20 protein-coding genes are annotated in these 20,887 nt (G+C 41.2%); 6 read left to right on the top strand and 14 right to left on the bottom strand.

All coding sequences use genetic code 11. The annotated features are described in order from the left end of the window. Positions 1-28 precede the first annotated feature (28 nt). The 14 genes from era to udk form a co-directional block, all read right to left on the bottom strand. Positions 29-928, bottom strand: coding sequence for a GTPase Era (gene era / locus OZX68_02270; protein ID WEV61091.1), 900 nt, complete (start codon positions 926-928; stop codon positions 29-31). A gap of 26 nt (positions 929-954) precedes the next feature. Continuing rightward, positions 955-1,404, bottom strand: a complete 450-nt coding sequence (gene msrB / locus OZX68_02265) for a peptide-methionine (R)-S-oxide reductase MsrB (protein WEV61090.1) — start codon at positions 1,402-1,404, stop codon at positions 955-957. Positions 1,405-1,434: 30 nt separating this feature from the next. Then, positions 1,435-1,836 (bottom strand): diacylglycerol kinase family protein, encoded by a 402-nt coding sequence (locus OZX68_02260; GenBank protein WEV61089.1) that lies wholly within the window; start codon positions 1,834-1,836, stop codon positions 1,435-1,437. After that, positions 1,820-2,323 (bottom strand): rRNA maturation RNase YbeY, encoded by a 504-nt coding sequence (ybeY, locus tag OZX68_02255; protein ID WEV61359.1) that lies wholly within the window; start codon positions 2,321-2,323, stop codon positions 1,820-1,822. Before ybeY ends, OZX68_02260 begins: the two co-directional genes overlap by 17 nt. Positions 2,324-2,386: 63 nt before the next feature. Then, positions 2,387-3,349: a PhoH family protein gene (locus tag OZX68_02250; protein ID WEV61088.1), complete on the bottom strand. Its 963-nt coding sequence runs from the start codon at positions 3,347-3,349 to the stop codon at positions 2,387-2,389. Between the two features lie 20 nt (positions 3,350-3,369). Continuing rightward, positions 3,370-3,537, bottom strand: a complete 168-nt coding sequence (locus OZX68_02245) for a hypothetical protein (GenBank protein ID WEV61087.1) — start codon at positions 3,535-3,537, stop codon at positions 3,370-3,372. Between the two features lie 31 nt (positions 3,538-3,568). Then, a complete protein-coding gene (gene obgE, locus OZX68_02240) occupies positions 3,569-4,885 on the bottom strand; it encodes a GTPase ObgE (protein ID WEV61086.1) in 1,317 nt (438 codons plus the stop codon). A gap of 185 nt (positions 4,886-5,070) precedes the next feature. Next, entirely contained in the window at positions 5,071-6,423 is a 1,353-nt protein-coding gene (glmM, locus tag OZX68_02235) for a phosphoglucosamine mutase (protein ID WEV61085.1), read from the bottom strand. A gap of 48 nt (positions 6,424-6,471) precedes the next feature. Next, the gene (locus OZX68_02230; GenBank protein ID WEV61084.1) at positions 6,472-7,434 is read right to left on the bottom strand and encodes a CdaR family protein; all 963 of its coding nucleotides are present in this window, start codon (positions 7,432-7,434) and stop codon (positions 6,472-6,474) included. After that, positions 7,431-8,237, bottom strand: a complete 807-nt coding sequence (gene cdaA / locus OZX68_02225) for a diadenylate cyclase CdaA (protein ID WEV61358.1) — start codon at positions 8,235-8,237, stop codon at positions 7,431-7,433. The genes OZX68_02230 and cdaA overlap by 4 nt, the downstream gene beginning before the upstream one ends. Before the next feature lie 77 nt (positions 8,238-8,314). Further along, the gene (gene nifJ, locus OZX68_02220) at positions 8,315-12,025 is read right to left on the bottom strand and encodes a pyruvate:ferredoxin (flavodoxin) oxidoreductase (protein ID WEV61083.1); all 3,711 of its coding nucleotides are present in this window, start codon (positions 12,023-12,025) and stop codon (positions 8,315-8,317) included. A 202-nt stretch (positions 12,026-12,227) separates the two neighbouring features. Next, on the bottom strand, positions 12,228-13,205 hold the full coding sequence (gene pta / locus OZX68_02215; GenBank protein ID WEV61082.1) for a phosphate acetyltransferase: 978 nt from the start codon (positions 13,203-13,205) through the stop codon (positions 12,228-12,230). 78 nt (positions 13,206-13,283) lie between these two features. Beyond that, complete coding sequence (locus tag OZX68_02210; protein ID WEV61081.1) at positions 13,284-13,925, bottom strand: uracil-DNA glycosylase; 642 nt, start codon at positions 13,923-13,925, stop codon at positions 13,284-13,286. A gap of 11 nt (positions 13,926-13,936) precedes the next feature. Further along, positions 13,937-14,572, bottom strand: coding sequence for a uridine kinase (gene udk / locus OZX68_02205; protein ID WEV61080.1), 636 nt, complete (start codon positions 14,570-14,572; stop codon positions 13,937-13,939). Positions 14,573-14,717: 145 nt separating this feature from the next. Here udk and OZX68_02200 point away from each other — a divergent pair, with 145 nt between their 5' ends. The 6 genes from OZX68_02200 to OZX68_02175 all read left to right on the top strand — a co-directional run bounded on the left by OZX68_02200 (position 14,718) and on the right by OZX68_02175 (position 20,852). After that, positions 14,718-15,578 (top strand): S-adenosyl-l-methionine hydroxide adenosyltransferase family protein, encoded by an 861-nt coding sequence (locus tag OZX68_02200; GenBank protein WEV61079.1) that lies wholly within the window; start codon positions 14,718-14,720, stop codon positions 15,576-15,578. A 12-nt stretch (positions 15,579-15,590) separates the two neighbouring features. Further along, on the top strand, positions 15,591-16,136 hold the full coding sequence (locus OZX68_02195; GenBank protein WEV61078.1) for an ECF-type riboflavin transporter substrate-binding protein: 546 nt from the start codon (positions 15,591-15,593) through the stop codon (positions 16,134-16,136). 8 nt (positions 16,137-16,144) lie between these two features. Continuing rightward, entirely contained in the window at positions 16,145-17,851 is a 1,707-nt protein-coding gene (locus tag OZX68_02190) for an ABC transporter ATP-binding protein (GenBank protein ID WEV61077.1), read from the top strand. Beyond that, entirely contained in the window at positions 17,844-18,665 is an 822-nt protein-coding gene (locus tag OZX68_02185; GenBank protein ID WEV61076.1) for an energy-coupling factor transporter transmembrane component T, read from the top strand. The genes OZX68_02190 and OZX68_02185 overlap by 8 nt, the downstream gene beginning before the upstream one ends. 89 nt (positions 18,666-18,754) lie before the next feature. Further along, positions 18,755-19,750: a Gfo/Idh/MocA family oxidoreductase gene (locus OZX68_02180; protein ID WEV61075.1), complete on the top strand. Its 996-nt coding sequence runs from the start codon at positions 18,755-18,757 to the stop codon at positions 19,748-19,750. Then, positions 19,743-20,852, top strand: a complete 1,110-nt coding sequence (locus OZX68_02175; GenBank protein ID WEV61074.1) for a DEAD/DEAH box helicase — start codon at positions 19,743-19,745, stop codon at positions 20,850-20,852. Before OZX68_02180 ends, OZX68_02175 begins: the two co-directional genes overlap by 8 nt. Positions 20,853-20,887 lie beyond the last annotated feature (35 nt).

The raw sequence follows: 20,887 nt of genomic DNA, 5'->3' as shown, positions 1-20,887 counted from the left end.
ATAGAAAAAATTCTAGGAAACCTAGAATTTAATAGTCATCATTTCTATATCCAAAGTCTTGGAGGTCAAAACGTTTGTCACGCCAGTCCTTCTTAACCTTTACCCAAAGTTCAAGGTAGACTTTTTCACCAAGCATGGCCTCAATATCCTTACGGGCTAAAGTTCCCACTTTTTTAAGCATGGAACCATTTTTCCCAATGATAATGCCCTTTTGGCTTTTTCTTTCAACAACAACTGTTGCCATGATATGAAGTTTTGCTCCCTCTTCCTCATGACGCATGGAATCAGTCACAACGGCTACTGAGTGGGGTACTTCCTCACGGGTAAGTTGGAGCACCTTCTCACGAATCATCTCACTGACCAAAAAGCGTTCAGGATGGTCAGTAATCATGTCTTCTGGGAAGTACTGAGGTCCTTCATCAAGCTTGTCAGAAAGAAGGTCGAGGAGGCGGCTTGTGTTATTTCCTTGTAGGGCTGAAATTGGAATGACATCCGCAAAATCCATCTGACTAGAATAGTCCTCAATCACCTTAAATAATTGATCAGGATGAATTTTATCAATCTTATTAATAACAAGTACAACTGGGGTCTTACTTTGTTTTAGGCGTTCAATAATCATATCATCACCCTTACCACGCTCTTCGTCAGCTGCAACCATGAAAATAATCACATCAACTTCACGCAGGGCACTGTAAGCTGCCTCAACCATGTAATCTCCAAGGGCAGTTTTAGGCTTATGGATACCTGGAGTATCAATAAAAACAATCTGCTCCTTATCTGTTGTATAAATACCTTGGATTTTATTTCTTGTTGTTTGAGCCTTGTCGCTCATGATTGCAATTTTTTGACCCATTACATGGTTCATAAATGTTGACTTACCAACATTTGGACGACCAACAATTGCAACAAATCCTGATTTAAATGTCATAAATCTCCTTCTTTAATAATTTTGCTTTAATCTTTAAAAAGTTTCTTGTAGTCCCCGTAACCTTCTTGGTCCAATTCATCATAGGGGATAAATTTTAGGGCTGCTGAATTAATGCAATATCTTAGACCACCGCGGTCCCTTGGGCCATCAGTAAAGACATGGCCTAGGTGAGAGTCGCCTTCGCTACTTCTAACCTCAACGCGTTCCATACCATAAGACCTATCTCTTTTTTCTTTGACACTTGCTTTTTCAACAGGTTTAGTAAAGGCTGGCCAACCGCAACCTGAGTTGTACTTGTCTTCTGATGTGAAGAGGGGTTCACCACTTACAATATCAACATAGAGACCCTTGTCAAAAAAGTCATCATATTTTCCTGTAAAGGCTCTTTCTGTAGCAGAGTTTTGAGTTACTTCGTATTCTTCCTTGGTTAGTCTATCACGTAGTTCTTGGTCACTAAATTTATTGTAGTTTGACATAATAAATCTCCTTTATCTTTTAAAAAAATTTTAAAAAGTGTTTGCCAGAAGTTGAAGCAACTTAGGTAAAAAAACAAACAAGCCAACTATCATAGCAAATATCGACAAAACTAAAACCGCTCCTGCTGCCATATCCTTTGATTTTTTGGCCAGCATATTAAAGTGATAATCACTGGCCAAGTCTACAACATTTTCAATGGCAGAATTGATTAACTCAGCTGCAATTACTAGAAAGATACTTAGAAAAATGAACAACCACTCAAATTTCGATATCCCTAGAAGAATACCCAAAAGAAGCACCAGAAGCCCAGAGAAGATATGACTCTTAAAATTTCTCTCCTCCTTGAAGGCTGTCAGGATACCTGACCAGGCAAATTCTAGGGAATTGATGAAGGTAACATTTTTCCAGCGTCTCTTATCTTTTAAGGCCATGGGCCCTTAAAATCTCCTCCTGAAGACCAAACATCTCCTCTTCTTCTTCTGGAGTATAGTGGTCATAGCCATTTATGTGTAAGAAACCATGAACGGCTAAAAATCCCATCTCCCTTTCGAAGCTATGCCCATACTCTTCTGCCTGCTCATGGGCCTTGTCAATAGAAATGTATAACTCTCCAATGTATGAATCAAATTCATTCATCAGCTCAGAACTGTCAAAGTCTTCGAAAGCTCCCAGGTCAAAATCTTCCCCGAAGGAAATTTCCTCTGGCTTGTATTCCAAGCTTACCACATCAGTTGGTGCATCCTTATCCCGGTAATAACGGTTGATTTCTCTAATTTTTTCATTATCAACAAATGTTATCATCATTTCCTTTTCCTCGGAAAGGTCAAGTTTTTGGGCTGCACTTGCCAGTAATTTTACAATATCTTCTTGCATCTCTTTTGAAACTTGTCCAGTTTCATCAAGCATTTCAACGTACATCTTCATTTCTTTCTATCTCGTCTATATCCCCGTAAATTAAGGACATGTCAACTCTTTGAAGCCTTAGATTTCCCCTTGAGGTTCTTCATAGGCTTCAATAATTTTTGCTACTACAGGATGCCTTACCACATCTTTAGCCGTAAAGTAAACAAAGTCAATAGCCCTAATTTTTCCTAACTTACCTTCTGCATCAATTAGACCCGACTTAGCGTTTCTTGGTAGGTCAATCTGGCTGACATCCCCATTGACAATCATTTTTGAATTAAATCCCAAACGGGTTAAAAACATCTTCATCTGCATGACAGTCGTGTTCTGGGCCTCGTCGAGAATGACAAAGGCATCATCCAGGGTCCGACCCCTCATGTAGGCCAAGGGAGCAATCTCAATGGTACCCCGGTCCATCATCCTAGTTGTCGTCTCCTTGCCTAAAATCTGGTAAAGGGCATCGTAAACAGGACGCAAGTATGGATCAACTTTTTCCTGCAAGTCACCTGGAAGAAAACCTAAATTTTCCCCGGCTTCAACTGCAGGTCTAGTCAAAACAATCCTTTTAACATGACCCCGTTTAAGGGCTTGGACTGCCAAAACAACTGCCAGAAAGGTCTTACCCGTTCCAGCTGGACCAATTCCAAAGGTGATATCATGATTTTTAACAGCCTCAAGGTAAATCTTTTGCCCCATATTTTTAACACGGATGGCCTTACCTTGAGCATCCCTGATAATTTCTTCCTCATAAAGGGAGATGAAATTATTTATTTCATTATTTTTGGCCATGGTATAAGCCATAATAACATCTGGAGTATGAACCTGCATGCCCCTTCTTACTAAAACAAGAAGGGCCTCTATGGCGTGGGCCACATTTTCAACTTCCAAAACCTCACCCAGAATCTGAATTTTTTCACTCCGGTAGTGAATCTTTACACCAGATGAATCTTCAAGATATTTTAAATGCTTGTCGTGAGCTCCAGAGAGAACCATACCTTCATCTGGATGATTGAGATTAATTTCATAAGAGATTTCTTCCATTTTCACCTCCATTAGCTTTGTTATTTTTTATCTGCTTCCTTTTTTAAAGCTTCTTCTCTTTCTAACCTTAACTTGCGGTTGGGGTTATATCGATCGAAAAGTTCTTCAATTTTTTCCTTGGTCCAAGCGTCACTACTTACAACGAAGTTTCCATCCTTATCCCTATTAGAAATAATCTTAAAAGCCATGCCTTACCTCACCCTAATCAATTTAGCTAATTTAGTCAACAAATTCGAACTCGAATTTACCGATTCTAACAATATCACCATCGCGGGCACCTCGGGCACGAAGGGCTTCATCTATTCCCATACCACGCAGCTGACGGGCAAATTTCATGACTGATTCATCATGATCAAGGTTGGTCATACGGAATAGTTTTTCAAGCTTGTCACCTGAAAGAATCCATGAAGCATCATCATCACGTGTAATCTCAAATTCTGGCTCATCTTCATTGAATCCGTAGTAAGCTTCTTCTTCAACCGCAAAGTCTGCTTCATCATAAACTGGGAACTCTGGCGTTGTTTCAAGAAGTTCTGCCGTTGCTTCAAGCATGGGCTGAAGACCTTGACGGGTAATCCCTGAAACTGGGAAGATCATTGGCTTATCTTCAAACTCGTCGAATTCAGCATAAAGTTTTTCCTTAAATTCCTTAAGGTTTTCTTCTGAGTCTGGCATGTCCATCTTGTTGGCCACAATAATTTGCGGGCGTTCAAGAAGACGAAGATTATAGGTTTCAAGTTCTTCATTGATGGCCTTGTAATCTTCGTAAGGGTCACGTCCCTCCATTCCAGACATATCAATGACATGAAGGAGAACACGGGTTCTTTCGATATGACGAAGGAACTGAGTTCCTAGCCCAACACCCTGGCTGGCACCTTCAATAAGTCCTGGCATATCAGCCACAACGAAGCTTTCCCCGTCACCAACACGAACCATACCGATATTTGGTACAAGGGTTGTAAAGTGGTAGGCTCCAATTTTTGGACGGGCATTTGAAATAACCGATAATAAAGTTGATTTACCAACTGATGGGAAACCAACAAGACCTACGTCCGCAAGAACACGAAGCTCTAAAAGTAGGCTTTTATCTTCACCAGGCTCTCCATTTTCAGCAACTTCTGGTGCTGGATTTCTTGGTGTTGCAAAACGGATATTCCCACGGCCTCCGCGGCCTCCTTTTGCTGCTACAAACTCTTGGCCATTTTCAAGAAGGTCGGCTAGGATTTTTCCAGTTTCTGGGTCCTTAACTGTTGTACCCTGAGGGACTGAAACGATGAGGTCTGCAGAACCGCGTCCGTGCATTCCCTTGTTCATCCCATTTTCTCCGGCTTTGGCACGGAAGTTACGGTTGTATCTAAAGTCCATAAGGGTTCTTAAACCTTCATTTACCTTAAAGATTACATTTCCCCCGTGACCACCGTCACCACCAGCAGGTCCCCCGTCTGGTACGTATTTTTCGCGGCGGAAGGCAACCATCCCGTTACCACCATTTCCACCTTTTACATCTACTCTTGCTGTATCTAAAAACATTGACATGTACATTTTCCTCTAAATCTTATAATTACCTTATTATACCATAAATTCTACAAGTTCTCAGCCCAGACAATCAGAAGAAATAGCAAGCTCCTGCTAAAGGAATACACGAAAACATAAAAAATCTGCCAGTCAAAACTTTTAGCTTGACTGGCAGACTTTTTATCAACTTTTACTACTTGGTTGGCTTAAATTCCAATCTCTTTTTTAACTACATGAGCAATTGTATCAACATAGTAGTCAACCTCTTCATCAGTTGGGGCTTCAGCCATAACACGAAGGAGGGGTTCAGTTCCACTTGGACGAACTAGGATACGACCATTGCCTGCCATCTTCTCTTCCATCTGAGTGATGATTTGAGCAATGGCTGGAACATCCATGGCCTTATTTTTCATAGAATTTTCGACACGAATGTTAACTAACTTTTGCGGGTAGATAACAAGCTCACTAGCTAACTGGCTAAGAGTCTTGCCCGTTTCTCGCATGACCTTTATCAGCTGGATGGCTGAAAGCATGCCATCACCTGTCGTATTATAGTCTAAAAAGATCATATGACCACTTTGTTCACCACCAAAGTTGTAGCCATTTTTCTTCATTTCCTCAACCACATAACGATCCCCAACTGAGGTAATAACACTTGTAATACCTTTGTTTTCAAGGGCCTTGTGGAAGCCAAGATTACTCATGACTGTGGTAACGATTGTATCTTGAGCAAGTCTTCCTGCCTCAAAAAGATACTTACCAACAATGTACATAATCTTGTCGCCGTCAACAATCTGACCAAGTTCATCAACTGCAATCAAACGATCCCCGTCTCCATCAAAGGCAAGACCTAGGTCTGACTTTGTTTCAAGAACTTTTTCAGCTAATTTTTCTGGGTGGGTTGAACCAACACCATCATTGATGTTTAGACCATTTGGACTTTCTCCAATGACCACAAAATCAGTATCAAGGTCTGAGAAGACATTGCGGACACTTGTTGATGTGGCACCATTTGCTGCATCGAGGGCCACCTTAATGCCAGTATAGCTGCCTTCAGCTGTTTTAACCAAAAACTCATCATACTTGCGGACTGCTTCACTGTAATCATGAAGCTTTCCAAGGCCCTTAGCAGAAGGACGAGGCAGGCTGTCATGATCTGCATCAAGTAAGGCTTCAATCTCAAGCTCCTGCTCATCTTCAAGCTTAAATCCATCAGCTCCAAAGAATTTAATCCCATTGTCAAGGGCTGGGTTATGGCTGGCTGAAATCATAACTCCAGCACTCGCCCCCTCCTTTTTAACCAGGTAGGCAACACCAGGCGTTGCAATGACACCCAGGGTATAAACCTCGATACCCACGCTCAAAAGACCCGCAACAAGGGCACTTTCAAGCATTTGACCAGAAATCCTGGTATCACGTGCCACATAGACTTTTGGTGTCCCTTCCTCATGTTGGCTAAGAACGTAGCCGCCAAAACGACCTAACTTAAAGGCTAATTCAGGTGTCAGCTCAACATTTGCTTCTCCGCGGACTCCATCGGTCCCAAAATACTTGCCCATTTACAATATTCTCCTTAATTTGAACAATTTATTTAAATAATTTTTTACTTAATCTTTTATAGGGGTTACCTTAACATTTACTTTTTCAGGTATGATTGAAACATTATCCATTGATAATGGAATTTCAAGTGTTTTTTCCTTAGTGATACCTGTAATATCAATTGAAATCGGAATTTGAGTGATTGTATTCAAGTAGTCGCTATCACCGGATATTGTAGCATTTTTTTCCATAATTTCAAAAGTAAATCCTGTGATTGGTTTTTCAAAACTTCCAACAATTTTACCTACAACAGGTACTTGTTTACTAGGTTTTTTGATATTGACGCTAAGATTTACGCTGTCTGGTTTAATGGTTGCTGGCAGGGTTTTTCCGCTCTTATCAATGGCCTGAAGGACAACCTTATCCTTATAGTTTTCACTTAAGATGGTATCACTTGGTACAGCTGCCACTACCTTATCAACCTTTGCTAGAGTGTCAGCACCACTTGTGACCGTTACCTGACTCTTATCAATCTCTGTGCTAGCTATCTTATAGCCATCAGGGATTAGTTTTTCATCAATCTTTGCGGTCACAGGAAAGCTTTTTGAGGCCTTCTTTTCAATTGTTATTGCCACCGAACCTGGATCGACCTGTCCATTTACACCACTAGCTAATTCTTGAATCTTTATGGGAACATCAAGAGTACCCTCAGCAGCATTGGTAAGGTCTGCGACCAGGATAAATGATCTTGTGTCCTTTGATTTTTCAGCATCAAGCCTTACCTGATTATAGCTGGTTAAATAAACTGTCGCCAGATTATCAAAGCCACTAATAAAATACTTATCTGCGTCATACTTAACCTGAATGGGAACGTCTTGTAAAGTTACGCTATAGGTCCTCATATTGGTTAAGTTTTTTCCATTATTTTTTAATTGAATGGAGCTTGCATTGAAAAATAAAATTAGGGCAAAAAGAAGGCTAACAAGGACATAAAAGCTTTTGTTGTAGGACATTTTCTTTAGTCTCTTCATTTTTTCCTCCATGGTAGCTTTATTTTTTCAAGGAAGGTTTTTGGTGCCTGATTCTTTTGGTAGAGTTCCCTTTGTAAGATTTCATCAAGTTCATCCTTAGAAATATCGGCATAAAATTCACCGTTATAGGTAACGCTGATGCCACCTGTCTCCTCAGAAACAACCAAAGTTATGGCGTCTGTTGCTTCACTCATCCCAATGGCAGCCCGGTGGCGGGTTCCAAAGGATTTAGGGATGGTGCTTTTTTCGGTCAAAGGAAGGTAGGCACAAGCTGCTACAATCTTATCTCCATCAATGATTACTGCCCCGTCATGAAGGGGGGTATTGGGTATAAAAATATTGATTAAAAGTTCAGCTGAAATATCAGAATCAAGGGGAATTCCCGTACTTGAAAATTCACCTAGATTTTGATTTTTAGCAATTGATATTAAGGCACCTATTTTCCTTTTAGCCATATAATCTAAGGCTTTTTCATAGGCCTGAATATAATTTTTAGTTGGTTCTTCTGTAGTATTTGGCCGAAGGAGGTTGGTCGTGCGACCAAGCTGCTCAAGGGCCCGCCTAATTTCTGGTTGGAAAATTATGATTCCTGCAATGACCCCGTAGGTTATAACCTGATTTAAGAGCCAGGTTACTGTTGTCAGTCCTAAAATCTCACTGACAAATCTAATAAGGACAAAGAGGAGGACCCCTCGAACAAGGGTTACTACCTTGCTACCTTGGACATAACGCATAATCCGGTAGATAAAGTAGGTGACAAGGGCAATATCAATGATGGACATGGCCAGTCGCCAAGGGGTCATATTAAGCTGGATTATTTCCTGCCAAAATTCTGGATTAAATATTTGATTTATTTCATTCATAAAGCCCTCTCAAATTACTAGTTAGAAGACTTAAGGACTTGTTCTTCTTGAGCTTGCTTTCTCTTAGCTGCTCTTTCTGCACGCCTTTGAGCCTTTTTAGCTTCGGCCTCAGGATCAACCACACGCTCGCGTTTTTCTCTTACTTGTCTTTTGGGTGCTTGACTATCAGCTGCTGCATCCGAATCTTTAGCCAAGGCCTTCTCCTCCCTAGCAAGGAACTTGTCAGCATCTCCTGACATTCTTGCATAGCGTAAGAATTTACGGCGGGCATCGGCCTTTGTTTTACCAAAAAGCTCATCAGCCTTGTCTGGATTTACTGCCTTAAGACTTGTAAATCTGACCTGCTTAAGCATGAAGTCAACCATTGAATCAAAGTTAGGTTTCTTAAAGTCAAGAGTTAGGGGGTTCTTTCCACGCTCTTCAAGGTCAGGATTATAGCGGTAAAGTTGCCAGTAACCTGACTCTACTGCTTCCTTAGCTTCTTTAAGACTTTGACTCAAACCACCTTTTAGACCATGCGAGATACATGGTGTGTAGGCAATAATAATCGATGGCCCATTGTGACGCTCGGCCTCTTCAAAGGCTTTTATGGTCTGCATTTGGTTGGCCCCACTTGCAATCTGGGCCACATAGACATTTCCGTAGGTCATGGCCATGAAACCAAGGTCCTTCTTGGCTGCTTCCTTACCTGCTGCTGAGAATTTTTCAATGGCACTTGCTGGAGTTGCCTTTGAAACCTGACCACCAGTGTTAGCATAAACCTCATTATCCATAACAAGAAGGTTTACATCAGCCCCACTTGCGATAACATGGTCAATTCCTCCGTAACCAATGTCATAGGCCCAACCATCACCACCAATTATCCACTGGCTTGGTTTGACAAACTGATCTTTTGCTGCAAGGATACTTGCAAAGTTTGGATTGTCTGCCACATCATTAAGGGCTGCCTTCAATTTTTCAGCCCGCTGGCGGGTCCCATCAGACTCGAAACGATGGTCCATCCAGTCCTTCATTAAAAGGGCTAAATCTTCTGGTGCCTGATCAAGAACTTCTTTCATTTGATCAGCAAGCTTGTCACGTCTTGCAACACTTGCAAGCCACATACCATAACCATACTCCGCATTATCTTCTAAGAGGGAGTTTGACCAGGCTGGTCCTTGTCCTTGATCATTTGTTGTATAAGGGGTAGCAGGAGCAGCCCCACCCCAGATAGATGAACATCCTGTTGCGTTAGCAATCATCATCCGGTCGCCATACATCTGAGTTAGAAGTTTAACATAAGGAGTTTCCCCGCAACCTGAACAAGCACCTGAAAATTCAAGGAGGGGCTTATTAAACTGGCTGGCTAAAACAGAACTTCCCTTAACTGGGTTTTCCTTGTGACGCAAGGTCATGGCAAAGGCCCAATTAACAGCTTCTTCCCGGACTTTTTCATAAGGTTTCATGACAAGGGCTCCCTTATCCTTAGCAGGACAGGCTTCCACACAAAGTCCACAACCTGTACAGTCTTCAACAGAAACCTGAATCCTGTATTTTAGGCCATCTTCACCTTTGAAATCCTTAGTAATAAATCCTTCAGGAGCTTGATCCATCTCAGCATCATCGGCTAAAAATGGTCTAATGGCCGCGTGAGGGCAGACAAAACTACATTGGTTACATGATATGCAGGCCTCACTATTCCAGATGGGAACCTCAAGGGCTACTCCCCGCTTTTCAGAAGCAGCTGTACCTAGAGGAATGCGTCCATCGGTCATATTATTAGCTACTAGATCACCGACAGATAGATCATCCCCTTCTTGGGCATTGACCTGGTTTACGATTTGGAAGACATACCTATTTTCACCCTTATGGGCTTCTTCCTTCTTAGGTGCTGATGACTCCTTCCAACTTTCTGGAATTTCAACCTTATGCACCCTTTCAGCCGCAAGATTCATGGCCCTAAAATTACTTTCAACAATCTTCATTGATTTTCTAGCATAGGACTTGTGAGCATCTTTTTTAAGAATGTCTAAGACTTCCTCAAAAGGCATAATGTTGGTTAACTTGAAGAAGGCAACTTGCATGGCTGTGTTGATTCTTCGACCAAGGCCTACCTCGCGAGCAATATCAACGGCATTTAAGGTATAAAATTTAATATCATTTTCTGCGATATATTTTTTAAACTTACTTGGTAGGTGCTGATTGAGTTGATTATCATCCCAAAGGGTATTTAAAAGGAAGGTTCCTCCTTTTTTAAGACCCTTTAAGACATCGTACTGATGGAGGTAGTTGGGTGCGTGGACAGCGATAAAGTCAGCCTCCTGGATTAGGTAGGTTGATTTTATCGGGGTATCACCAAAACGCAGGTGACTTACAGTCAGTCCACCTGATTTTTTTGAGTCATAGGAGAAGGCTCCCTGGACATACTTGTTTGTATTGTTTCCAATAATCTTAATGGCTGATTTATTGGCCCCGACTGTTCCGTCACTACCAAAGCCCCAGAATTTAGCCTGGTAGGTTGATTCAGGAGTAAGATCAAGAACCTCACCTAAATCTAAGGATAAATTACTTACATCATCTTTTATCCCAATGGTAAATTGTTTTTTGCTGTTATCTTTTTGAAGTTCGTTAAAGACTGCAACAATCTGCTGGGGAGTTGTATCCTTACTTCCGATACCATAACGGCCCCCGATTACCTTAATTCCTTGATTAAACAAAGCATTCTGAACATCTAAAAATAGTGGTTCCCCGCCACTTCCTGGTTCCTTAGTACGGTCAAGAACAGCGATACTTGTAGCTGTTTTTGGTAGCTTTTCAAGGAAATTTTCAACTGGGAAGGGACGGTAAAGGTGGATATTTAAGAAACCTACCTTGCGTCCTTGACCATTCAGATGGTCAACTGTCTCTTCAATGGTTTGACCAACGCTTCCGATGGAAACAATGATTTCAGTAGCATCTGGATGACCGTAATAATTTACAAGGTCATAATCAGTTCCCCTGAGCTCATTGATTTTCTTCATATACTTTTGAACAATAGCTGGTGTTTTTTCATAGTAGCTATTAATGGTCTCCCTTTGCTGGAAGTGGATATCGGGGTTTTGATTACTTCCTGAAACAGAGGGGTGATCTGGATTCATGGCACGATGTCTAAATTCATTGAGCTTATCTTGATTGATAAGACCCTTTAAGTCCTTGTAGTCAATGACATCAATCTTTTGAAGCTCATGGCTGGTCCTGAAGCCATCAAAGAAGTTTAGAAAGGGCACACTTGCTTCAAGGGTAGCAAGGTGGGCTACTGCTGATAAATCCATAACTTCCTGAACACTTGACTCAGCAAGCATGACATAACCTGTAGTCCTTGCTGCCATAACGTCTGTATGGTCTCCAAAGATATTTAGGGCATTGGTCGTTACAGCACGTGCTGCCACGTGAATTACGCTTGGTAAAAGCTCCCCTGCTATCTTAAACATGCTTGGAATCATTAGAAGAAGCCCCTGGCTGGCTGTATAAGTAGTCGCAAGAGCTCCTGCTTTAAGGGCCCCGTGGACTGCTCCTGCGGCTCCCGCTTCACTTTGCATTTCAGTTATTTTAACGGGCTGGCCCCAAAGATTTTTAAGTCCCTTGGCTGACCATTCGTCAGTATATTCGGCCATGGGCGAGCTTGGGGTTATGGGATATATTGCTGATATTTCAGAGAAGGCATAGGCAATATGGGCTGCCGCCATATTCCCATCCATTGTTTTTTTCATTTCATTTCCTCCCTTAGAGGTTTTTTCTTTTTTTATAGTTTTTTTTATAATCTAGTGGATTATTGTTGTTGTTAATAAATAATTAACAATCTCCTACATTCTATCACTTTTTAACCTTTTTGGCTGTTAAATCTTTAAAAAGATAAAAAAATGACCGACTTTTAATCTTTTTGACACAAAAAAACAGGGTTTCCCCTGCTTTCTACATTAAGGTTTGAGCTGCCGTGATTAAAGCAAGCTTATAAACCTCATCCGTTGAACATCCCCTTGAAAGGTCAGATACTGGCTTGTTTAAGCCCTGTAAAATAGGTCCTACTGCCTCATAATTGCCCAGACGTTGGGCAATCTTGTAGCCGATGTTACCTGATTCAAGGTCTGGAAAGACAAAGACTGTGGCCTTTCCTGCAACCTTGCTGTCTGGAGCCTTCAAGCTTCCAACACTTGCGTCGTAGGCTGCATCAAATTGTAACTCCCCGTCAATGGCAAGATCTGGACGAGCTTCTTGGGCTAGCCTTGTTGCCTCAACAACCTTGTCAACTTCAGGTGACTTAGCACTTCCCTTGGTCGAAAATGACAACATGCCAACCACTGGATCAATGTCAAAAAGTTTTGCTGTCTCAGCAGACGCTACAGCAATATCAGCTAGGGTTTGGGCATCTGGATTGATGTTAATGGCACAATCACTAAAAACGTATCTCTCTTGGTCTCGTCCCCTTAAAAGAAGAAAGGCACCACTTGTCCTTGAAATACCAGGCTTGGTCTTGATGATTTGAAGGGCAGGACGTACGGTATCTGCTGTTGAATGGATGGCACCACTAACAAAACCATCAGCTACACCCATGTAGACTAGCATGATTCCAAAATAGTTTTCGTCCAGCAAAAGCTCCCTTGCTTCCTCTTCTGTAATCTTGCCCTTACGACGTTCAACAAGAGCCTTTACAAACTCTTCAAAGCGACCACAATTCCTTGGGTCATAGGCTTCATAGCCCTCGTTTACAATCCCGCTGTCCGCAAAGTTTGCAGCAATCTCTTCCCTATTACCAACAAGAACTGGAACGATATGACCTTCTGCCCTCAGGCGGTTAACAGCCCCCAAAACCCTTGGGTCAGTAGCTTCTGGAAAAACAATCTTAATATTTTTTCCATAAACTTTTTTCTTTAGTGATTCAAATAAATCCATTTCATTTCCTCCATCTATTTTTACAAACCATAATCTTAAGTTCATTATATAGAATAATTTCACAAATGTAAACGATTACTAAAAGTGAATTACCTCACATTTATTGGCTTTGAGGATATTATTAATTTGTGAAAAGGGACGGCTTCCAAAGAAACCTCGTCTGGCTGAAAAGGGGCTAGGGTGGGCAGATTTTATAATTACCCCGTCCATTAGACTCTCATATTTTTCAGCGTGACGCCCCCATAAAACCCAAATAATATTTTTATTTCTACTATTTAAGTACTTAATGGTATTTTCGACAAAGGGGGTCCAGCCGATATCTGCATGGCTGGCAGGCTTATGGGCCAAAACCGTCAAGGATGTATTCAGTAAAAAAACTCCCTGACGAGCCCAATCAGTCAAATCACCGTTATCCCTTATGATGCCCAAATCATCATAAAGTTCCTTAAAGATATTCTTTAGACTAGGCGGAAGCTTCTCGCCCTGATTAACTGAGAAGGCAAGGCCTGTTGCCTGACCATTATGGTAGGGGTCTTGGCCCAAGATAACCACCTTGACCTCATCAGGTGCGGTCAAATCATAGGCCCTAAATATATTACTTAGGGTTGGATAAACTATCTCCTCTTCATAGGCTTTTTTTACCCTCTGCTCAAGCTTTTTATAGTAGTCTTTGGCCCGCTCTTGATTAAAGAAGGGCTCCCAGCTTCCGTGAAATTTCATGCCTTAACCTCTTACTTGTCGGTTGAATTTTCTAAAATACTTGCAATCTTTGTATTTATGATGTCAACACCAACTATATTGCTTACTCCTTCAGGAATAATTACATCCGCATACCTTTTGGTAGGCTCAATGAATTGGTGGTACATGGGCTTAACTGCTGTCAGGTACTGATCAATTACACTATCAAGAGTCCGACCACGCTCGTCAATGTCACGTTTAATCCTTCTGATAATCCTTACATCATCATCTGTATCAACGAAAATTTTGATGTCCATCATATCACGCAGGCGAACATCATCAAGAACCAAGATTCCCTCAACAATGATTACATCTTGAGGCTCCTGACGGTAGGTCTTATCACTTCGGGTGTGTTTTTCATAATCATAAATGGGAATATCAACGGCAAGTCCTTGTGATAATTCCTTTAACTGCTCAATTAAGAAGTCTGTATCAAAGGCTAGGGGGTGGTCATAGTTGGTATTCAAACGCTCTGAAAAATCAAGATGACCTTGATCTTTGTAGTAGGAATCGTGTTCAATCATGGCAATTTTTTCATTTTTAAAATTATCTAAGATTGCCCTTGAAACACTAGTTTTACCACTGGCACTTCCACCAGTTACACCGATTATGATTGGTCTTTTACTCATTGTAAGTTTCTGCTCCATAATATTTAATATCATCTTATTCTAACACATGATTTAAAATTTTTATGACTAGATTAAAAAATTTTTATATTCACCTGTAAAATTTTTTGATAAAATTGTCCCTATAACGAATTTTTAAGGAGAAAAAATGAGTAAATATTTAGTTTTACAAACTGACTTTGGTCTTGGTGATGGAGCAGTTTCTGCCATGCGTGGGGTGGCATACTCAGTAAGTGATGACATTACAGTAGCTGACCTAACCCACGAAATCCCGCCATATGATATCTGGGTGGCAAGCTACCGCCTTTACCAAACAGTTAAATACTGGAAAGAAGGAACAGTGTTTGTGAGTGTCGTTGACCCAGGTGTTGGAAGCGACCGCCGTAGTATCGCTGTTAAAACCCTAAGTGGCCACTACATCATCACTCCTGACAATGGGTCTATTTCACACATTGCCCACTATGAGGGAATCGCTGAAATCCGTGCTATTGATGAGGTTAAAAGTCGCCTGCCTCACTCTGAAGAAAGCCACACCTTCCACGGGCGTGATATCTATGCCTATAACGGTGCCCGCCTAGCAGGTAAGGAGGTAACATTTGAAGAACTTGGTGAGGTAATCAGCCTTGATAGCGTTGAAAAACTTGACATTGTCGATGCTACTAAGGAAAATCATATCCTTCGTGGATCAATCGACGTTTTAGATGTTCGCTTTGGTTCTTTATGGACAAATATTCCACTTACCTTTGCTAAGGAAGAAAATATTGACCAAGATGACCAGGTGCAGATAACTATCTACCATGAAAACAGAAAAGTCTACCAAAACACAATGGTCTTTGCTAGAAGCTTTGCTGATGTAAATGTCGGTGAACCCTTGGCCTATGTCAACTCCCTTGTCAACATTGGGATTGCCGTAAACCAAGATTCATTCAGTGACCTTTACCACATCGGAACTGGTACCAACTGGATTATTGAAATTCGTAAGGCTCCCAAAGTAATTTTTGAATATTAGGAGGTAAATTCAATGAAAAAACTCTCAATTAAAAGTGTCGTAGCAACTGGTATCGGTGCCGCTCTCTTTGTTATCGTGGCCTTATACATCCGTATCCCCCTCTTTCCCAATACTGATGTTCAATTGCAGTATGCTGTTTTAGCCCTCTTTAGTGGCCTTTTTGGACCAATTCCTGGTTTTCTCATTGGATTTATCGGTCATACCTTAAAAGACTCTATCGCCTACGGTGCCCCTTGGTGGACTTGGTCTATTGCTAGTGGACTTTTAGGAATCGTTCTTGGATATGCTGCTAAGAGTCGCGACCTTGAAGGTGGTAACTTTGGCCGTGCCCAAATTATCCGCTTCAACATCATCCAAGTTCTTGGAAACCTTGTCATCTGGGGTCTTCTAGCACCACTAGGAGACATCCTTATCTACAGCGAACCAAGCAACAAAGTTTTCACCCAAGGTATCATCGCTGTCATTTCAAATAGTCTTACAATTGGAATTGGTGGAACACTACTACTTGTTCTTTACGCCAAAAGTCGCACTAAAGAAGGTAGCTTAACAAAAGATTAGGAAATCTTATGCAAGAAAAAATTATAGATATAAAAGATTTTTCCTTCCGCTATAGTAGCCAAAATGAGCCTACTTTAAAGGACATTAACTTGGGTATTAAAAAGGGGGAGAAAGTTCTTATTATCGGACCTTCTGGCTCTGGTAAATCAACCTTAGGACAGACATTAAACGGGATTATCCCAAACCTACATAAGGGCGAAGCAAAAGGCAATTTGTTAATTAACAACTTGCCTTTTGGCTCGTCTATCTTTAATCTTTCAAAATCAATCAGCACTGTCCTCCAAGATACTGATGATCAGTTTATCGGCCTTACAGTTGGTGAGGATATAGCCTTTGCCCTTGAAAATGATCAAATCAAGCAAGAGGCCATGAAAAAAGCTGTCGACTACTGGGCTAATGCTGTTGGTCTTGAAAAATTCTTAAATAAAAAACCGCAAGAATTATCAGGTGGTCAAAAGCAGAGGGTTACTCTAGCAGGTGTCTTGATTGATGAGTCACCCGTCATCCTTTTTGATGAACCTCTAGCCAATTTAGATCCAAGGTCCGGCGAGGACACCATCAACTTAATTGACCAAATTCATAAAAAGACTGGTGCTACAAGTATCATCATTGAACACCGTCTTGAGGATGTTCTTTTAGCTGACCTTGACCGAATAATCCTTGTCAACAATGGGCAAATACTCTTTGATGGCGGAGCAAATGAGCTTTTAACCTCTGATCTCTTAGAAGAAAATGGTCTGCGTGAGCCCCTTTATGTCAGTGCCCTAAAATACGCAGGTATTGACATTAGAAAGGTCACAAATCTTGAAAATATCAGCCAGCTCAAGCTTACTGACCAAGACACCCTAAAACTCAGGGACTGGGCCCATAAGCTTAGCCCTAAAAAGGAAGTAAATCACTTTGAAGAACTCCTAAGACTTGAAAACCTATCTACAGGTTACGGGGATGATTTAATCCTAAAGGATGTTAATCTAGTCATCAATCAAGGGGAGCGAATCTCAATCGTTGGTCCTAATGGGGCCGGCAAGTCAACCCTTGTTAAAGCCATTTGTAATTTTATTGATTCAAGTGGGGATATTTTTTGGAAAAAAGAGAATATCACCCAGGAAAATATTGCTGAAAGAGCCGAAAAAATCGGCTTTGTCATGCAAAATCCTAATCACATGATTAGTCAATCAATGATTTTTGATGAGGTTGCCCTGGGTCTTAAATTAAGGAAGCTTCCTGAGCAAGAAATCAGGGAGCAGGTTGAAGAAACCCTTAAAATTTGTGGTCTCTACCAGTTTAGAAATTGGCCGATTTCAGCTCTTAGCTATGGTCAGAAAAAACGGGTAACTATCGCTTCCATCTTGGTTTTAAAACCAAGCCTAATCATTCTTGATGAGCCAACGGCAGGGCAGGATTTTGAACACTATTCAGAATTCATGGACTTTCTTGATCGCCTCAACCGCAAGGGTACTACTATCATCTCCATCACCCATGACATGCACCAGATGATGGAATATAGTGACCGCACCCTAGTCATTGCAGATCACGGTCTTCTGGCAGATAAGAAGCCAGCAGAGCTTTTAACAAGTGAAGAATTAATCAAAAAGGTTCACCTAAAGAAAACCAGCCTCTTTAAGTTGGCCCAGATGGCTGATATTTCGGATGCTGAATCCTTCATTCAAAACTTCATCAGTCTTGAAAAAACTAGGAGGGTCAGCCATGAATAACAACCAACAAATTATTGGATATAAGGCTGGAAAAACCTTTATCCACAAGCTAAATGCCACGGCCAAATTACTCTTTTTTGTAATTACAACCGTTGCCTGCATGATTTCTTATGATACCAGACTCTTACTGGCTGTGGGCCTTAGCTCCCTTATCCTCTTTAAGATGTCTGATATCAAATGGAAGCAAATTTCATTTGTCATGAATTTCATCATTGTCTTCTCCCTCCTAAATTTGGTCATCGTCTTCCTCTTTGATCCAAACTACGGGCCTAGGCTTTATGGTTCAAAGACAATCATCTTTGCCTTTGTGAGCTATGAGGAACTTTTTTACCTGCTAAACCTAGCCCTTAAGTACTTCTGTACTGTTCCTTTAGCCCTCATCTTTTTAATGACAACAGACCCCAGCCAGTTTGCAAGCTCCCTTAATAAAATCGGAGTGGGCTACCGGATTTCTTATGCTGTAAGTCTTGCTCTTAGATATATTCCTGATGTCCAAAATGACTTCAACAATATTAAAATCAGCCAGCAGGCACGAGGAGTTGATCTGTCATCAAAGGCTAGGTTGACCCAAAAAATTAAGGTCAATGTTCAATTAATCCTCCCCCTAATCTTCTCAAGCTTAGATAGGATTGAAAAGGTAGCAACAGCCATGGAACTTAGAAGATTTGGTAGTCAGAAAAAAAGAACCTGGTATTCTTACAAGCCCTTCAAGGCTTCTGATTATTTGGTCTTAAGCCTTGCCCTTATTATTTTAGTTCTCACAGTCCTATTATTTAAGGTTAATGGCGGACGTTTTTATAACCCCTTTGCCTAAGAACTGCCTTCGGGCAGTTTTTTTTAAGCCCAGGCCCAAGCCTTGTGTTATAATAAGGTAGCTTTTAATTAGACGGGAGAAGATGTGATATGATAAAACTTGGTATTATCGGTAGTAGCTGGATTAGTAGGCAATTCATTGATGCAGCCCTTGCCACTAATAAATATGAATTTACAGCCTTTTACTCAAGGCAGCTAACAAGAGCTCAAGAATTCACCCAGGATTTTAAGGGGACTGTTGAACTTTTTGATAGTCTGGCTGATTTTTACGCGGCTAACTTTGATACAGTCTACATTGCAAGCCCAAATTCCCTTCATTATCCCCAGGCCAAGGAAGCTATAAGAGCCCGTAAGAATGTTATCCTTGAAAAACCAGCTTGCTCAAATCCAGATGAACTTGCTGAACTCATCAAACTTTCTAAGGATTACAATGTCTTCTTATTTGAGGCAGCAAGAAATATCCACGAAAAATCCCTAGCCCTAATCAAGGACTTTTTAAAGGACAAGGAAATTTGGGGAGCTGACTTTACCTATGCCAAGTATTCTTCTAAGATGCCAGAACTTCTTAGCGGGAAAGTCCCCAATATCTTTTCCAGTAAATTTTCAGGGGGTGCTCTAGCAGACCTTGGAGTCTACCTCCTTTATGCAGCTAGCTACCTTTTTGGCCCTCCTAATCAAGCAAGCTATCAGGCAGTAATCACCGAAGAGGGAATTGACCTAAATGGAGTGGGTATTTTGTCCTATGAGGGCTTTAAGCTAGCCCTTAAGACTGGTAAAAATATCACCAGCAACCTTCCAAGCGAAATCTATACCAGTGAGGGAACCCTTGTTCTTGACGGGGTTAATGCCATAGGAAGGGCAGAATTTATTTATCACACGGGGCAAAGGCTTGATTTAGAGGTAACTTCCACTGAAAATCCCATGCTTGAAGAGGCTTATGATTTTGCACAGATTATTTTAGATAATAATATCCAAGAAAACAACAACTATAAAAAACTACTGCAGTTGGCCCAGATTGTAGCCCAAACTAGCTACCAAATGAGGCTTGCTGCTGGAATAAAATTTGAGGCAGATATACATGATTGACAAAAAAACACTACCCGAAGTTTGGCAGAAACAACTGACAGACTTAGGCTTTGAAAACTTTACACAAATTCAAGAAGAGAGCTTTGAGCCCTTAAGTAATGGCCAAAATGTGGTGGCAACAAGCCCTACAGGGACTGGTAAAACCTTGGCCTACCTCCTTCCACTGCTTTTAAAGGTCCAAAAGGGACGGGGGCAACAGCTACTAATTTTAGCACCTAACTCTGAACTTGCAGGACAAATCTTTGAGGTAACAAAGACTTGGGCTGAACCTCTTGGTCTTAAGTCAAGCCTTGTTATTGCTGGAGCAAGCCTTAAAAGGCAGATTGAACGCCTTAAAAAGGCTCCAGAGATTGTTGTGGCAACACCGGGACGAGCTCTTGAGCTGGTTAAGGACAAAAAAATCAAGATGACAGCCATTGACATGATTGTCCTTGATGAAGTGGATCAGCTGGTTGAGGCTGGGCAATTCAACTTTGTAAAGCCGATTATTAACCGCACTCCCAAGGATTATCAGTTTGCCTTTTATTCAGCTACAGCAAATTCACAACTGGATAAAATTCAAGAAATCGCAAGCTCAAAGCTCAAAAATCTACTTGAAATCAACATCCAGGCTACTGAATCGCAGGTTGACCATATCTTCACTGAGGTTGAACGCCGCCGTAAGGTTGACTTTTTACGCCAGCTGGCCCACCTGCCAGGTATGCGGGGTCTTGTCTTCTTCAATCGACTTGATGATTTAGGAAATGCTGAGGAAAAACTCCAGTATCAGGGCATTAATGCCGCAAGCCTTGCCAGTGATATCGGTGGAAGATACCGCAAGGTTCTCTTAGAGAAATTTAAGAATGGCGATATCACCCTTCTACTTGCGACTGATCTTTTGGCCCGCGGGATTGATATTGAAAACCTGGATTATGTCATTAACTTTGACGTGCCAGTAACTGAGGAGTCCTATGTTCACCGTGCTGGTCGAACTGGCCGCATGGGAAAAGAGGGAACCGTTTTAACCCTTCTATCTAATCCCATTGAGAAAAAAGATTTAAAACGTCTGACAACAACCAGTGAGAAGGTGCTTAAAAATCAAAAATTTATTGATAAAAAATAAAAAAGAAAGGGCAACCTTCTTTTTTTACGAACATT

The sequence above is a fragment of the Streptococcaceae bacterium ESL0729 genome, assembly GCA_029391995.1.
Taxonomy (GTDB): domain Bacteria; phylum Bacillota; class Bacilli; order Lactobacillales; family Streptococcaceae; genus Floricoccus.
This window is presented reverse-complemented; position numbering and strand designations above follow the sequence as displayed.

Bases quoted from the DNA above. Each gene is read 5' to 3' on its own strand.
- OZX68_02185 (WEV61076.1), top strand. From the start codon at position 17,844: ATGAATAACAACCAACAAATTATTGGATATAAGGCTGGAAAAACCTTT.
- OZX68_02210 (WEV61081.1), bottom strand. From the start codon at position 13,925: ATGAAATTTCACGGAAGCTGGGAGCCCTTCTTTAATCAAGAGCGGGCC.
- obgE (WEV61086.1), bottom strand. From the start codon at position 4,885: ATGTCAATGTTTTTAGATACAGCAAGAGTAGATGTAAAAGGTGGAAAT.
- glmM (WEV61085.1), bottom strand. From the start codon at position 6,423: ATGGGCAAGTATTTTGGGACCGATGGAGTCCGCGGAGAAGCAAATGTT.
- OZX68_02200 (WEV61079.1), top strand. From the start codon at position 14,718: ATGAGTAAATATTTAGTTTTACAAACTGACTTTGGTCTTGGTGATGGA.
- OZX68_02250 (WEV61088.1), bottom strand. From the start codon at position 3,349: ATGGAAGAAATCTCTTATGAAATTAATCTCAATCATCCAGATGAAGGT.
- OZX68_02260 (WEV61089.1), bottom strand. From the start codon at position 1,836: ATGGCCTTAAAAGATAAGAGACGCTGGAAAAATGTTACCTTCATCAAT.
- udk (WEV61080.1), bottom strand. From the start codon at position 14,572: ATGAGTAAAAGACCAATCATAATCGGTGTAACTGGTGGAAGTGCCAGT.
- era (WEV61091.1), bottom strand. From the start codon at position 928: ATGACATTTAAATCAGGATTTGTTGCAATTGTTGGTCGTCCAAATGTT.
- cdaA (WEV61358.1), bottom strand. From the start codon at position 8,237: ATGACCCCTTGGCGACTGGCCATGTCCATCATTGATATTGCCCTTGTC.
- ybeY (WEV61359.1), bottom strand. From the start codon at position 2,323: ATGTACGTTGAAATGCTTGATGAAACTGGACAAGTTTCAAAAGAGATG.
- OZX68_02190 (WEV61077.1), top strand. From the start codon at position 16,145: ATGCAAGAAAAAATTATAGATATAAAAGATTTTTCCTTCCGCTATAGT.
- OZX68_02230 (WEV61084.1), bottom strand. From the start codon at position 7,434: ATGAAGAGACTAAAGAAAATGTCCTACAACAAAAGCTTTTATGTCCTT.
- OZX68_02195 (WEV61078.1), top strand. From the start codon at position 15,591: ATGAAAAAACTCTCAATTAAAAGTGTCGTAGCAACTGGTATCGGTGCC.
- OZX68_02180 (WEV61075.1), top strand. From the start codon at position 18,755: ATGATAAAACTTGGTATTATCGGTAGTAGCTGGATTAGTAGGCAATTC.
- pta (WEV61082.1), bottom strand. From the start codon at position 13,205: ATGGATTTATTTGAATCACTAAAGAAAAAAGTTTATGGAAAAAATATT.
- msrB (WEV61090.1), bottom strand. From the start codon at position 1,404: ATGTCAAACTACAATAAATTTAGTGACCAAGAACTACGTGATAGACTA.
- OZX68_02245 (WEV61087.1), bottom strand. From the start codon at position 3,537: ATGGCTTTTAAGATTATTTCTAATAGGGATAAGGATGGAAACTTCGTT.
- OZX68_02175 (WEV61074.1), top strand. From the start codon at position 19,743: ATGATTGACAAAAAAACACTACCCGAAGTTTGGCAGAAACAACTGACA.
- nifJ (WEV61083.1), bottom strand. From the start codon at position 12,025: ATGAAAAAAACAATGGATGGGAATATGGCGGCAGCCCATATTGCCTAT.